Origin of the sequence: Mesorhizobium sp. M1403 (assembly GCF_040317695.1) — a bacterium.
GTDB lineage: Bacteria > Pseudomonadota > Alphaproteobacteria > Rhizobiales > Rhizobiaceae > Mesorhizobium.
The window spans coordinates 17,473-32,461 of record NZ_JAMYKY010000009.1 but is presented as its reverse complement, the minus strand read 5'-3'; the positions used below and the strand labels follow the sequence as shown (position 1 = coordinate 32,461).

Annotated in this window: 11 protein-coding genes and 1 pseudogene; 4 read left to right on the top strand and 8 right to left on the bottom strand. The window is 60.5% G+C overall.

Translation table 11 applies throughout. From position 1 onward, the window contains the following. Position 1: 1 nt before the first annotated feature. Together NKH01_RS16765 and NKH01_RS16760 are read right to left on the bottom strand one after the other, a co-directional pair. Positions 2-1,672, bottom strand: a complete 1,671-nt coding sequence (locus NKH01_RS16765; RefSeq protein WP_353021243.1) for a peptide ABC transporter substrate-binding protein — start codon at positions 1,670-1,672, stop codon at positions 2-4. Positions 1,673-1,695: 23 nt separating this feature from the next. Further along, a complete protein-coding gene (locus tag NKH01_RS16760; RefSeq protein WP_023718595.1) occupies positions 1,696-3,360 on the bottom strand; it encodes an ABC transporter ATP-binding protein in 1,665 nt (554 codons plus the stop codon). A gap of 846 nt (positions 3,361-4,206) precedes the next feature. Between NKH01_RS16760 and NKH01_RS16755 the strand changes: the two genes are divergently transcribed. Next, positions 4,207-5,280: a tartrate dehydrogenase gene (locus NKH01_RS16755; protein WP_352639340.1), complete on the top strand. Its 1,074-nt coding sequence runs from the start codon at positions 4,207-4,209 to the stop codon at positions 5,278-5,280. Between the two features lie 10 nt (positions 5,281-5,290). Next, positions 5,291-5,767, top strand: a complete 477-nt coding sequence (locus NKH01_RS16750) for an Lrp/AsnC family transcriptional regulator (RefSeq protein ID WP_353021240.1) — start codon at positions 5,291-5,293, stop codon at positions 5,765-5,767. Between the two features lie 308 nt (positions 5,768-6,075). On the opposite strand, the gene NKH01_RS16745 is transcribed toward NKH01_RS16750, so the two are convergent. Next, positions 6,076-7,452 carry an aspartate aminotransferase family protein gene (locus NKH01_RS16745; RefSeq protein ID WP_353021239.1) on the bottom strand — a complete coding sequence of 459 codons (1,377 nt, stop codon included), beginning with the start codon at positions 7,450-7,452 and terminating at the stop codon, positions 6,076-6,078. 426 nt (positions 7,453-7,878) lie between these two features. On the opposite strand from NKH01_RS16745, the gene NKH01_RS16740 reads away from it, so the two are divergent. Next, complete coding sequence (locus NKH01_RS16740) at positions 7,879-8,568, top strand: haloacid dehalogenase type II (protein WP_353021237.1); 690 nt, start codon at positions 7,879-7,881, stop codon at positions 8,566-8,568. A gap of 156 nt (positions 8,569-8,724) precedes the next feature. Here the strand turns inward: NKH01_RS16740 and NKH01_RS16735 are convergent, their stop codons facing one another. The 5 genes and pseudogenes from NKH01_RS16735 to argE all read right to left on the bottom strand — a co-directional run bounded on the left by NKH01_RS16735 (position 8,725) and on the right by argE (position 13,871). Further along, the gene (locus NKH01_RS16735) at positions 8,725-10,200 is read right to left on the bottom strand and encodes an NAD-dependent succinate-semialdehyde dehydrogenase (RefSeq protein ID WP_353021235.1); all 1,476 of its coding nucleotides are present in this window, start codon (positions 10,198-10,200) and stop codon (positions 8,725-8,727) included. An 18-nt stretch (positions 10,201-10,218) separates the two neighbouring features. Then, positions 10,219-11,262 (bottom strand): tartrate dehydrogenase, encoded by a 1,044-nt coding sequence (locus tag NKH01_RS16730; RefSeq protein ID WP_353021233.1) that lies wholly within the window; start codon positions 11,260-11,262, stop codon positions 10,219-10,221. Between the two features lie 171 nt (positions 11,263-11,433). Further along, positions 11,434-11,791 (bottom strand): annotated as a pseudogene (locus NKH01_RS16725) (cupin domain-containing protein). A 14-nt stretch (positions 11,792-11,805) separates the two neighbouring features. Then, entirely contained in the window at positions 11,806-12,729 is a 924-nt protein-coding gene (locus NKH01_RS16720) for a 2-hydroxyacid dehydrogenase (protein WP_353021231.1), read from the bottom strand. 17 nt (positions 12,730-12,746) lie between these two features. Next, entirely contained in the window at positions 12,747-13,871 is a 1,125-nt protein-coding gene (gene argE, locus NKH01_RS16715; RefSeq protein WP_352844779.1) for an acetylornithine deacetylase, read from the bottom strand. A gap of 238 nt (positions 13,872-14,109) precedes the next feature. On the opposite strand from argE, the gene NKH01_RS16710 reads away from it, so the two are divergent. Next, on the top strand, positions 14,110-14,988 hold the full coding sequence (locus NKH01_RS16710) for a GNAT family N-acetyltransferase (protein ID WP_353021229.1): 879 nt from the start codon (positions 14,110-14,112) through the stop codon (positions 14,986-14,988). Position 14,989: the final 1 nt, after the last annotated feature.

The following is a 14,989-nucleotide window of genomic DNA, read 5'->3' as shown; positions in this document are numbered from 1 at the left end:
ATTAGGCCTTCCACTGCCAGGCCGCGGCATCCCACGACGCGGTGCGGGTGTTGGCGTTGGGCTCGAAGCCGTCCAACCCTTTCTTGCGCCCAAGGACGATTGTGTACGCGAACAGCGGCAGGAAGGGCAGATCATGGCGCACCACTTCCTGCACGCGATTATAGATCCCGCGCCGTTCTTCCGGATCGAAGCTGCGAGCACCCTTTTCGAGCAGGGCATCGACTTCAGGGTTGGAATATTGCCCGGTGTTCGAACCGTGTCCGCCTTGAGCGGCGATTGCCTTCGTATGGAGCCGGTTTGTGGCGTCGGGGTCCGCGGCAATCAGATAGGTGACGCCCACCATGGCGGTGTCAAATTGCGACTTCAGCCAGAACTCGCCCCACATGACTGCAGCCGGCAAATTCGAGATCGTCATCTCGACGCCGATCTCGGCAAACGTCTGCTGCAGGAACTGCTGCGTCTGCTCGCGGAGGTTGTTGCCAGAAGTTGTTGAGTTGGAGAAGGACAGTCGCACCCCATCCTTGGCGCGGATTCCATCCGGCCCCGGCGCCCAGCCGGCCTCATCCAGGATTTGGCGCGCCCGGTCCAGATTGAACTCCTGAACCGGCAGGTTCGGGTCGTAGTAGTAGGACTCCTTCGGCATGAAGGTCTCGGTGAGAGTGCCCACGCCGTAATAGATCGTGTCGACGATCGCGTTCCTGTCCAACGCGGCGTAGAGCGCCTGGCGCACTGCCAACTCCTTGAACTGCGGGCGGCCCAAATTGAGGTAGATCGACTCCAAGGATGCCCCTGTCTCCAGTGTCACCACGCGGTCTGGTAGTTCGCGGGCTTCAGTATAATGGTCGGCGGTGATGAACGACTGATCGACCAGGTCCACGTCGCCGCTCTTGAACTGCGTGTAGAGCACCGTCATATCGGGGATGTATTTGAAGATGAGCTGCTCGATATAGGGGCCCTCGCCCGCGTACTCAGGATTGGCGACGAGCTCGATATGATCGCCCGCGACGCGCTGGCTCCATTTGAATGCGCCGGTGCCGACTGGCGCCTGGTTGAAGGCGGCTGTATTCGGATCGGCCTCTTTCTCCAGAATGTGCTTGGGCACGATGAAGGTTTCGGCCAAGAACGAAAGATAGGGCGCAAAAGCCTCCTTCATCCGCCAAGTGATCTCGGTGGGCGAAACCACTGTGATGTCCTGCACGAGCGAATGGCCGCTCGTGCGCCAAGCGCGAAACTTCGGGTTCGTGATGAGCTCAAGGGTGAATTTCACGTCCTCGGCCGTGAAGGGCTCACCATCGTGCCAGCGGGCATTGTCACGCAACCGGATGCGCCAGTTGAGACCGTCCTCCGAAATGCCGCCATTCTTCTGGCTTGGCACCTCGGCTGCGAGGTTTGGATGTAGGCCACCTTGGGGATCCATGCGGACCAGCGCGTCGAAAACCGAGAAATGGACCGCGTCATCGACTTCGATATGCGCCATCAACGGATTGAACACGGTCGGCTCTTGCGAGAGGCCGACGACGACGCGACCGGCCGGGCCCGCAGGAGGGGTCTTGGCGAAGGCGGGCTTGCCCAGCAGGTTGGGCGCGATGAGGCCTGCAGCCCCACCTATCGCCATCAGTCGCAGCGCTTCGCGCCTCGAGTAGTTGGACGTAGTCGATGAATTTCTGGTCATGGTAGTTCCTCTCTTGTTATTTCTTATGCGTTTGCTGCAACTGGACGGGCATTGCCCGGCCGCTCTCCTGGAATTGCCGCTACGAGTTGGCGCGTGTAGGCTGCTTGCGGGTTCAGGAATATCTGCGAGGGCGGTCCGCGCTCGACGATCCGGCCCTTCTGCATCACAGCGATTTCGTCGCAGATCTGGCTGGCGACGCGCAGGTCGTGTGTGATGAAAACCATCGACACGCCGGTCTCGCGCTGGATCTGGTCCAGAAGCTGCAGGATCTGCGCCTGGATCGAGACGTCGAGTGCGGAGACCGCCTCGTCGGCAATGAGCAGCTTCGGCTTGAACATCAGCGCACGAGCGATGCCGATGCGCTGGCGTTGCCCACCCGAGAACTCGTGCGGATAGCGGCCAAAGGCGCCGGCATCGAGACCGACATGAGCCAGGAGCGCACGCGCTTCCTCGCGCGCTTGGGCATAAGGCATCCCGTGTGCCACCGGCCCTACCGTCATGATGTGGCCAACCGTTGAGCGTGGGTTCAGCGACGCGAAGGGATCCTGGAAGATCATCTGGATCCGCGGTCGAAGAGGGCGGAACTTCGCTTCGGAAAGCTTGGCTATGTCAGATCCCTCGAACAAAATCCCGCCGCCGTCGCTGTCCAGCAGTTTGATCAACAGCCGGCCCAGCGACGACTTTCCCGAACCGCTCTCGCCTACGACCCCCAGCGTGCGGCCGGGCGCGAGTTCGAACGAGACCTCGTTCACCGCTGTCACAGTCCGCTGCGCGCCGAACAGCGCGCTGCCACCACGATAGGTCTTCACCAGACCCTCAACCTTCAGGATCGGCTCCTTGCTGGCCGACTCCAGACGAGGGCGATCTTCGCCGGTCAAATGCGGTACGGCCGCGATCAGGCGCCGGGTATAAGGATGCTTGGGCGACTTCAACACCTGCTCGGCGCTACCCTGTTCGACGATGTGGCCCTTTTCCATCACCACGACGCTGTCGGCGATCTCTGCCACCACACCGAAATCATGGGTGATGAACATCACGCTCATGCCCTTGCGCCGCTGAATGTCGCTGATCAGTTGCAGGATCTGTGCCTGGGTGGTGACGTCGAGGGCGGTGGTTGGCTCATCGGCGATCAGCACCGTCGGCTCGAGCGCCAAGGCCATGGCAATCATGACGCGCTGCCGTTGCCCGCCCGAAAGCCGGAAAGGATACTGGTGATACATGAGTTGGGGATCTGGTAGGCCCACTTCAGTGAGCAGCTCAACGGCGCGGTTGCGGCAGGTTTGTGGCGTACCGAAGCCATGCGCGGCCATGACCTCGTCAATCTGCGCGCCCACCGTCATCAGGGGATTGAGCGCTGAGAGCGGATCCTGAAAGATCATCGACACGACCCGTCCACGCAGGTTGCGCAGCTTGTCTGGCGACATGCCGATGATGTTCATCCCCTCCAGCTGGATGACACCCGATGAGAGGCGGATCACCTTTGGCAGAAGCCCCATGATCGCGTTCGCCGTGACCGACTTACCCGATCCGGACTCGCCTATGATGCAGAGGATCTGGCCGCGTTTCAGATCAAACGAGATATTCTCGACCGCATGGACCCGCTCCATGCCGGCCGGCAGGCTTACGGTCAGGTCGCGCACCGAAAGCGCAACTTCATGAGGAGCTACAGCTTGGATGCTGGCGATCATCGAGACCTCTCCCTTCTCAGCCGCGCTCTTTAGCCCGCTGCGGATTGCGTTTTCGATCTCCGCCTCGTGGCGATCAATCGGTCAAACTGTTCCCTATCGTGAGCTCTCCGGCTCACTTTCAAGCCTCCCTGTCGTGGCCCTGCGGAGCCTGCCTGCCTCTTGGCGGATGTCCGGGGAGTAACGGACCTTAGTCGACAATGAGTGTGACCCCTTCTGGCCGGCAGAGTCGTTGAAACTTAGCACGCAGGCAGCAGGAACTTCTGCAAAGGAGGCCAAATTTGGCATTTCACTCTGCGCGTTTTCCGCCGCCCGGGTCACGCGACCGCATCCTTCAGACGATAGTATGTGCCTACCGTGGGAGGCATGGGAGGAAACCATGGCTTGCCGGTGTGAATCACGGCCACCTCGAAATCCCCCGAGACCGGATCGGCCACGGATCCGCCAATGGAACCGAAGTATCGTGCCAGTAGGAAGCAAACTTCATTACCGTGTCACCCTCATACTCATCCGGGGTCGATCCGATGCAATGAGTGTATGATCGACTCCGCAGGTGAGGTGCGACCCAACCGGTCATTCGTCGCAACAATTGCCCGTCTTTCATGCCTCAAACGGCAGGATGTTCCGCCCTCGTACAAAGTTCACGGCTTACGGCTGAGGCCCATACGCTAGGCTGCGCTTGGGCAGCGAGACCAGTGTCGATCCGCGTCCTAGTTGACCGAAGCGCCTGAAGACCGTGGCGTGGGGCCAGGTCACTGAATTCTGAGAAGACCGTCTTGCCAAGGTACAATCGGTCGCGCACGAGATTGAGGTCACGAGGCGGCCAGCACCAAAAACAGGGAAGTAACGATGCGCGAATATGAGATTGCCGCCATTCCTGCCGACGGGATCGGCCCGGAGGTGATTGCCGCAGGTCTCCAGGCGCTTGAGGTGCTGCAGCAGCGCTGCGGCGACTTCAAGCTGCGCGTCCAGCACTTCGACTGGGGCTCAGACTATTACAAGGCCCATGGTCGGATGATGCCCGAAGATGGAGTGGCGCAACTGAAGCGCTTCGACGCCATCTTCTTTGGCGCGGTAGGCGCTCCCGATCTGCCCGACGACATCACGCTCTGGGGCCTTCGGCTGCCGATCTGCCAAGGCTTTGATCAGTACGCCAACGTGCGGCCGACCAGGATATTGCCCGGGATTGTTTCGCCGCTGGCGGGCGTTGGCCCTGGCGATCTGGATTGGGTGATCGTGCGTGAGAATTCCGAGGGCGAGTATTCGGGCCACGGCGGCCGCGCCCATCGCGGCCTCCCCGAGGAGGTCGGAACCGAGGTCGCGATCTTCACGCGCGTCGGCGTCACCCGCATCATGCGCTATGCATTCCGGCTGGCGCAGTCACGGCCGCGAAAGCTCCTGACTGTTGTTACGAAATCCAACGCGCAGCGTCACGGCATGGTAATGTGGGACGAAATCGCAGCCGAGGTGGCGCGGGAATTCCCCGACGTCGCGTGGGACAAGATGCTAGTCGATGCTATGACAGTGCGTATGACGTTGAAACCTCGGAGCCTAGATACGATCGTCGCCACCAATCTTCACGCCGACATATTGTCGGACCTTGCAGGCGCGCTCGCGGGCAGTCTCGGCGTTGCACCGACCGCCAACATTGATCCCGAGCGGCGCTATCCCTCGATGTTCGAGCCAATTCACGGCTCGGCATTCGACATCGCCGGCAAGGGTATCGCCAACCCGGTCGCCACCTTCTGGACCGCTGCCCAGATGCTCGAACATCTGGGCGAGAGCGCAGCGGCCGTCCGGTTGATGAGCGCTGTGGAAACGGCGACGAGTGAAGGGGTGCTGACGCCCGACGTGGGAGGGACAGCGACCACGCAGGAAGTGACCGACGCCGTCTGCCGGACGATCCGCGGTTCGAACGTGTGACAGGTTTCCAATGAAGCTCGACAAGATCGACATCAAGATCTTATCCCAATTGCAAAAGAACGGGCGGGTCACGAATGTCGAGCTAGCCGACCTGGTCAACCTTTCGCCGAGCCCTTGCCTGATGCGGGTGAAGAAGCTTCAGGCGGAAGGCTTCATCACCGGCTATTCCGCCCAGATCGACGTGTCCAAGCTCGGACAGACTCTAACGATCTTCACCGAAGTCACGCTCAAGCACCATCAACAGAACGACTTCGCGAGATTTCTCGCCGCAATTCAGAAAGTCGATTCTGTCATCGAATGCCATCTGGTTTCAGGCGGTTACGACTACCTAGTGAAGTTTGTCACAGCGGGCATCAGCGAGTACCAGACGATCATGGAGCGCATGATCGAATTGGATATCGGAATCGACAAATATTTCAGCTTCGTCGTGCTGAAGTCCCCAATCGTGAAATCCCATTTGCCTCTCGACATCATTTTCGACAAATGAGAAAGCTGCTCCGCAGTCTTGGACCTGGAGAGCCGCGCGCCAGCGCTCCCTCTTGCTGTTTTCGCTGCGCTTGTGCAACGGCAAGAGATTCCACATACCGGCAAATTGCTTTGCACTTGGCAGACGGCGGCATCACATGAGGATTTGCTTCGGGGCGCTAACGCGCGTCGCGTTCAACCGGCCTCATGCGACGCGCTTTAGGTTCTTGTTTTGATGCATGTCGTTATCGCAAAACCGCTGCACACTTTTGCGCGACATGCATTAGGCGTCTACCGCATTGACCCAGCTCGCTTCGGTGATGGCAATGATCATCCCTTCATCGCTGCCCGCACGTCCTTGTCTTCGAGGGTTTGATCCAGCGTCATTCGCGTACGTTCGAGGATTCCATCAATATCGTCGTCCGTGCAGCAGAGCGGCGGCGCAAAGCCGAGGATGCCGCTGTTGAAGGAGCGGATGACAAGGCCGTTCGCCCACGCGCGCTCGAAGATGCGGCGCCCCGGATCGGCCGCCGCCGGCAGCGGCGTTTTGCGCTCCTTGTCGGTGACCAACTCAATTGCTGCCAGCATGCCGCGACCGCGGATGTCGCCAACCAGCGGGTGGTCGGCGAGCGAGCGAAGGCCTTCCATCAAGCGCTTCCCGGCCTTGCGCCCATTCTCGAGCAAGCCATCTTCATAGAGACGCAGGCATTCGAGCCCGACCGCCGCGCTCACGGGATGGGCCGAATAAGTATAGCCATGGCCGACGGCCGCTTTGCCGGCTCCGTCCGCGATGGTATTGTAGACGTGGTCCGACATGAAGACGGCGCCCATCGGCACGTAGCCCGAGGTCAGTCCCTTCGCCGTGGTCATGAAATCCGGTACGACCTCGTCTTCCTCACAGGCAAAGAGGGGGCCGGTACGGCCAAAGGCAGTGATAACTTCGTCGGCAACGAACAGAATGTCGTGTTCCTTGCACACGGCGTGCAGAGCCTTCAGCCAACCCGTCGGTGGAACGAGGACACCGCCCGAACCCTGGATGGGTTCGGCGTAGAAGGCCGCAACGCGGCCCGCGCCGAGTTCCGCGATTTTGGCCCGCAGGGCCGCGACCGATGCATCGATGATCGCCTGCGGGTCGGAACCGACCGGATTGCGATAGGCGTAGTGCGAAGGAATTTTGTGCTGCCAGTCGTATGGCACGCCGAAACCCGCATGGAAAGCCGGGATCGCGGTCAGACCTGACCCTGCCGTCGAGGATCCATGGTAGCCATACTCGACCGAGATGAACTGGTCCTTTTGCGGCGTACCCTTGGCATGGTAGTAATAGCGAATGAAGCGGATCGTACTGTCGACTGCGTCGGAGCCGCCAAGCGTGAAATAGACATGGTTCAAATCGCCGGGCGCTAGTTCGGCGAGCCTGGCAGCAAGGCGAATGGCAGGCTCGGATCCCAGCCCGAAATATCCCGTCGCATAGGGAAGCTCTCTTAGCTGCTTTGCGGCTGCTTCAACGACGCTTTCCTGGCCGTATCCGATGTTTACACACCATAGACCGGCGAATCCGTCCAGCAGGGTCTTCCCGCTTGCATCGGTCACTGTTGCGCCCTTGGCGGATTTGAGCACCCGCACGCCCGTCTCCTCGTGGCTCCGATAGCATGAAAACGGGTGAACCAGATGTGCGCGATCGAGTTCGATCAGTGAGTTTGCCAGCATTTCTTCCTCCGATTCAGCGTAGTGCCTGACTGACGAGAGCATAAGTCGGGTGTGGTGTGGTTTCGTCCTTCAGCTCGTTTTCCAGCGTGATCTGCTACGCGGTCACGTTCATTCCGGGCCTGAATTCTCTAGGTCCAAGATAGGCTGCCGAGGACAGCAGTTCCTCCCGACCAGAACCTGAGCGATAGGCGTTTTGACTTTCCTTTGCCGCCGGCGCCGCATCTAATGCCGACGCACGGCTGAAGGGTCGCGCTCCCGCCGAAGCTCGAACGAACTCAGGCGCAACTCTCTGCCAAACCTCTCACGCAATACAAAACAATCTGCTTCAGGGCGCATCAAATGCGGCGACTAGTCTTCTCCGGTTCTCATTATGATCCTTGCTGTTAAAGGCACGCAGTGCCGACAGGATTGGAAGGATCGACGCCCATGACCCAGTTCAGACCGAAATACATCACCTTCGACTGCTACGGTACACTGACCAACTTCGACATGGCCGGCGCGGCGAGACGCGTATACGGCGCGCAGCTCTCCCCAGCTGTGATGGCGCAGTTCATCAGGGATTTCTCCGCCTATCGCCTCGATGAGGTTCTTGGCGCCTGGAAGCCGTACAGCGAGGTCGTGCACAATTCTGTGGAACGGACCTGCAAACGCAACGGCGTCGCATTCCGGCCCGAGGATGCCCAGCGCATCTATGCGGAAGTGCCGACATGGGGTCCGCACCCGGATGTCCCGGCGGGCCTGGCCAAGGTCGCCAAGGAAATCCCGCTGGTGATCCTGTCGAACTCCATGAACAGCCTGATCATGTCGAACGTGGAAAAACTCGGCGCACCGTTCTACATGGTCATCACGGCCGAGGAGACTGGCGCCTACAAGCCTTTGATGAAGGGCTTCGAATATATGTTCGACAAGCTCGGCTGCGGCCCGGAGGACATTACGCACGTGTCGTCCTCATTTCGCTATGATCTCATGACCGCCTATGATCTCGGTATCAAGAGCAAGGTCTGGGTGAACCGCGGCCACGAGCCTGCAAACCCCTTCTACGAATATACCGAAATCAAGGATATCGGCGGTCTGGCCGGTGCCGTCGGGCTGGAGCCTGTTCGGGAATTCGCCTGAACCTCTGTTTGCTTGCGCAGTCGCACCAGATTGAGGCACTCCCAAAACGTTGATAATCACTGGTCGCAATAGAGAAAGGGGCGGTTTTCACCGCCCCTTTCTTTGTTGTTCCAACGCTTTAGGGGCTGCAAGTGTTTCCACCTGCTTGCAAGATAACTAGTTAAGCCCGCCAACATGAAGCGTCTTGACTTCAAGATATTCCTCGATGCCGAGCTGTGATCCTTCGCGCCCCACTCCCGACTGCTTGACACCGCCGAAAGGCGCAACCTCGGTCGAGATCATGCCTGTGTTGAGCCCGACCATACCGAACTCCAGCGCCTCGGCAACACGCCATGACCGCTTGAGGTTGTCGGTGTAGAAGTAGGCGGCAAGGCCGAACGGCGTACCGTTCGCGATGGCGATGGCCTCTTCCTCCGTCTCGAAGCGAAAAAGCGGCGCCACCGGACCGAACGTCTCTTCCAATGCCAGGAGCATCTCGGTAGTAGCCTCTCCCAGCACGACGGGCCGTGCATATTGCTTGCCCTCCGGCACCGTCTCGCTTTGGGCGATGATCTGCGCACCTTTCGCCTGGGCATCCGCGATGTGACGCTCGATCTTGTCGATCGCGGCCGCGTTGATCATCGGGCCGATCTCAGTGCCCTCGTCGGTCCCTGCGCCAACCTTCATCCGCATTACGCGCTGGCTCAGCTTTTCGGCGAAAGCGTCATAAACGCCTTCCTGCACGAGAATCCGGTTCGCGCAAACGCAGGTTTGACCGCCATTGCGGAACTTGGATGCGATCACCCCTTCAACTGCCTTCTCCAGATCGGCGTCGTCAAAGACGATAAAGGGCGCGTTGCCACCAAGCTCCAGGCTCAGCCGCTTGATGCTATCGGCCGCGCCACGCATGAGCAGCGCACCGACGCGGGTCGAACCGGTGAACGAGATCTTGCGCACGGTTTCGTTGGCCATCAGTTCGTTGCCGATTTCGATGGGCATGCCGGTCACAATGTTGATCACGCCGGCAGGGATACCTGCCCGTTCCGCCAGAACGCCGAGCGCCAGCGCCGAGAATGGCGTAAATTCCGACGGCTTGATGACAACCGTACAACCTGCGGCCAGCGCCGGTGCTACTTTGCGCGTGATCATCGCGTTGGGGAAATTCCATGGCGTGATGATGGCGCAGACCCCGACTGCTTCCTTGAGAACCAGAATTCGGCGATCGGGTGTGGGTGACGGAATGGTCGAGCCACCGATCCGGCGCGCCTCCTCCGCAAACCATTTCACAAAAGAGGCGCCGTAGCGGATTTCCGCCAACGCCTCGGCAAGCGGCTTGCCTTGTTCCAGCGTCAGCAGGAGCGCGAGATCCTGTTCGTGCTGGCGGATGAGGTCGTGCCAGCGCTCCAGAAGTCCTGCACGCTCGGCATGGGTCCTTTTCTTCCAGCTTTTGAAGGCCCCAGCCGCAGCGTCGATTGCCGCTCTCGTCTCGTTCTCCCCCATTGCGGGAACGGTGCCGAGAACACTTTGGCTGGCGGGGTCAATGACATCGACCACGCCCATCGTTTCCGCATCCCACCAGACACCGCCAATCAGCGCCTGCTGGCGGAAAAGGTCGGAGTCATTGAACATGCCAATCTTCGTCATTGCATTCATGGTCTTTCCTCTGCTCTTTCAGCTTAATCCTGCCAGCACGGCCTGCGTGATTGTTTCGGTCCTGTCCTTGCCTGCGATCGTGCCAATCCCCCGCGCGGTTGCGGACTCGATTGCCGACATCACTTCTGCCGCAGCCTGCCCCTCACCCAGATGCCCGAGCATCATCGCGCCGGACCAGATCGCGGCGATCGGATTGGCGACGCCGAGATGCGCGATGTCGGGCGCCGAACCATGGACCGGCTCGAACATCGAAGGCGCGCTGCGATCGGGATTGATATTGGCAGAGGCGGCGTAACCCAGCCCGCCCTGGATGGCCGCTCCAATATCAGTGAGGATGTCGCCAAACAGGTTCGAGGCGACGACTACGTCGAGGCTTTCCGGGGCCAGCACCATGCGGGCGGCAATGGCGTCGACGTGGTAATGCGAGACCTCCACATCGGCATAGTCGTTCGCCAACTCGCGCGTGACCTCATCCCAGAAAACCATGGAATGTTTCTGCGCGTTGGATTTGGTGACAGATGCCAGCTTCTTTCGGCGCGCCCGCGCCTGTTCGAACCCGAAACGGATGATCCGTTCGACACCCGCACGCGTGAAGATCGCAGTCTCAACCGCGACCTCATTAGCCGTGCCGGAATGAACGCGCCCACCGGCGCCGGAATATTCGCCTTCCGTATTCTCGCGGATGCACAGGATGTCGAAACCATCGGAGCGGAGCGGCCCCTGAACGCCCGGCAACAGCCGGTGCGGTCGTATGTTGGCGTACTGCGTGAACCCTTTCCGGATCGGCAGGAGCAGTCCGTGAAGCGATACTGAGTCGGGCACTTCCGCCGACCAGCCCACAGCGCCGAGATAGATCGCATCGAATTTTCGAAGTGTCTCGATGCCGTCTGACGGCATCATTGCACCGGTCTCCAGGTAGTAGGCGCACGACCATGGGAATCTTGTGGCGGCAAGGGCGAAACCGCCCCGCTTGGCCGCCGCCTGCAGCACCTGCCACGCCGCCTGCGTCACGTCCTTGCCGATGCCGTCGCCGGGGATGAGCGCTATCTTGTAGGTCTTCATTGATGGAGGTCCTCGTTCGCACTAACGTCATCGGAACAATAGTGGACCGTCCGCCGCATTTTCCGTCGAGAATGAGCCGCCCGACGGCGTCGAATCGCGTCGGGCGGAACTTGGAAAGCGGATTGTTCTGGAACCGCCGCGCTCTATTCGGCGGGACCTTGAGCACTGAACTCAGTCATAAACGCTGACGTAGATCTTGCGCACGGTCTCGATAGTGCGCCAGACGCCGACGAAACCCGGCTTCATCACGAAACTGTCGCCGGCGCGGTAGGTCTTGGTCTCACCGCCCTTCTCCTCGATTTCGACGAGACCCGAAACGATGTGGCAGAACTCGTAGATAGTTCCCTTGATCGAATGCGGTCTCGCCGGGCGTCGCTTCCCAGACGCCGGTCAGAACTTTCTCACCTTTTGAGGCATCCTGCGCCCAGGTCTTGAAGGATGGAGTGCCGGAAATGAGCCGCTCCGGAGCCGGTAATGCCTCCTTCGGCGCGAAGTCTGGAACTGTGTCGATCGTGATCAGAAGTGACATGTGATGTTTCCTGGTTAGTAGCCGAGTGTCCGATCGACGAGGCCGATCAGTTCTTCTCCGGCGCGGTGGCGCCGGATATTGTCCACGACGGATTGTGCCGCCGTATGCGGTTGCGTCACCGAGGCGATATGCGGCGTTATCATCACCTTCGGATGCGACCAGAGCGGATGGTCTTCCGGGAGCGGTTCTGGATCAGTGACATCAAGCATCGCCGCAGATACATGACCGATGTCGAGCGCGTTGATCAGCGCGGCCTGGTCTAGTTGCGGACCTCTGCCGACATGCAGCAGCTGCGCCCCGACGGGCAGTAAGTCGAAGAACTCTGCATCGAGCATGCCGTGCGTTTGTTCCGTGAGCGGGAGCAGGCAGACGAGAATATCCGTTTGCGTCAGAAAGCCCGCGAGTTGGTCCCTGCCGTGAAAACAGGCGACGTCCTCTATCCGCTTTTCGCTGCGGCTCCACCCGGCAAGCGGAAACTGGAACGGCTTCAAGCGCTCGATAGCCGCGCGGGCCAGCATGCCAAGGCCGAGGAAGCCAACCCGGCGTTCGGCCGCCTGTCGACCGGTAATCGGTTGCCAGAGGCACCTTTTCTGCTGCTCGAGATAGGCGGGCATCTGCCGGTGGAGCGCCAACACGCCGAGCGCGACGTATTCCTGCATCATGCGTATGATGCCATCCTCGACCATGCGCACCAGCTTCACATGGCTTGGCACCACGTCCTGCTTGAACTGGTCGACGCCCGCGCCGATGGAAAACAGCACTTCCAGATTGCGATAGCGCGAGATCTCGTCCGGCACCGTCCAGGTGATGAGATAGCGCACCTTCTCCGGCTCCATTTCATCGCCGGAATGGAAGAATTCCAGATCCGGGATCTGGCGCGCAAAGATCTCGCGGAAGACCGCGGCACGCACGGCATCGGAATTGAAAAGAAACGCCATGGTGACCGCCCCTTCCTTCAGGCCGCAAGACGTGCGCCGAGCCCCTCGATCATCTTCCGGCAAGCGGCGAGTTCACCGATCTCGATATATTCGTCGGCACGATGGGCACGGCCGATCTGGCCGGGGCCGCAAATGATCGCATGGATGCCGGCCTGCTGATAAAGCCCGGCCTCCGTGCCGAAGCTGACGGCTGTCAGCGGCTCCTGCCCCGTCAGCTCCGTCAGAACGGCCGCTAGCTCACTCCCATTCGCGGGCGCAAGGGCGGGATAGGAACTCAACTCGTGCCACGCCACATCGAAGCCACTGTCGCGCAGATCGAAAAGCCGGGCCTTGACCGGCTCAAGCAGGGAGGATGGAGAAACGCCGGGCACGGCACGCACCTCGACGTCAGCGGTGCAACGGTCGGGGATGATGTTGACGGCTTGTCCACCGGCGATGACGCCCACCTGCAAGGAAGTATATGGGGGCTTGAAATTATCATCGAACGGCCCGTCGGCGAGGGATTGGCCATAGGCCACGGCGTGCGTGATGACACCGGCCATGGCGTGCACGGCATTGAGTCCGAGATCGGGGCGTGACGAATGGCCGGATCGCCCGATCACCTCGAGCCGCGCGGCCGCCTTCCCCTTGTGAGCGCGCACAGGCTGCATCCGGCTCGGCTCGCCGACTATCGCGCCAAGCGGCTTCTCGCATAAGCTCGGCAACGCGGCTAGGAGATGCGGCACGCCACGGCAACCCGCCTCTTCGTCGTAGGAGAACGCGAGATGAACTGGCTGTCGCAGATTCATCGCCAAAAGTTCGGGAAGCGCGGCCAATGCGCAGGCGAGAAAGCCCTTCATGTCGGTGGTGCCGCGGCCGTAAAGCCTGCCGCCCTCGCGGCGCAGGACAAACGGATCCGAGCTCCATTCCGGCTCGCCGGCCGGCACGACATCCGTATGTCCAGAGATGATATAGCCCCGAGCCTCGCGCGGGCCGATCGTGACGAAGAGGTTGGACCGGTCACCCTCGGGTCCGGGGAGAACTGTCACCTCGGCTCCTGCCGCCTGACAGTAGTCGCGGATCCAATCGACGATCGCGCTGTTTGGCGTGCCCACAACAGAGGGAAATGCAACCAGGGTCGCGAGGATTTCTTCCACGTTCATGGCGGTCGCTCTGCTTGCACACTATCACCGGTTGCGACCAGCCTACCCGTATGGCGAAGTGTTCCCTGCCGAATCGCGCCGTGCTTTGGCCGAAGATTGCGAAAAAGCACCTCAAACCAGCGAAACCTGCTGGCTTTCCCCTGTAAAGATGCTGCAAAAGAGGCCTGTCGCAAACATGGCAATCGGAGCCTTAGCACCGCGTGCCTTGCGCATTCGTTGAAGGACCGGATCGACTGAGATGCAGAGATCAGTACGCCTGAAATCCTTCGAACTGGTCGCGCGGGACATTGATGATGTCGACGTCAAGCTACTGCACGCGCTGTCGATCTCAGTCCGCTGGCCTCATCGGCCGAAGGATTGGGACTTTCTGCGCCGTGCCGGCCGCGGCATTGTTGCCGTTGATGGTATTGGACGCGTTTTCGGCAGCGCGATGTGGTTTCCTCACGGGGACGATTTCGCCACCATCGGCGTAGTGATCACAACGCCCCGCACGCAAGCGCAAGGAGGCGGCCGGTGGCTCATGGACTTGGTGCTCGAGCAATGCGGCGATCGCAACTTGGCACTCAATGCTACCCATGCTGCCTATCCTCTTTACGTCTCACTCGGTTTCACGACCGAGGCGATCGTATACATGCGCCAGGGGGAGGTCCCACAGACACTCCCAACAATGCCGGCCCTGGACGGTCAATTGCAGGCGCTATCGAGCGACAGGCTGAAGGAGATCACAGCGTTGGATACGCGCGCGTTTGGGACAAACCGCGAGAGGCTGCTCGCCTTGCTCGCGGCCGATGCCTCAATCTGCATTTTGAGCCGTGGCGGCGAGATCGTCGGCTATTCCATGTGTCGCGAGTTCGGGCGTGGCCACGTGATCGGCCCCATGGTCGCGCGCAACGATCTAGACGCGGTCCATCTCACAGCCGTGCATCTGAAGGAACTGGCAGGACGGTTCGCCCGCGTCGATACGCGCGAGAAGGATGGCGTGTTTGCCGCGTTTCTCCAGCAGTGCGGCCTCGGCATTGCCGAGACCGTTACGACCATGTCCAAAGGGCGCCGTTTTCTGAACCGGGAAGACAATGGGCCTTGGGTCTATGGATTGGCCGGCCACGCCTTGAGTTGAA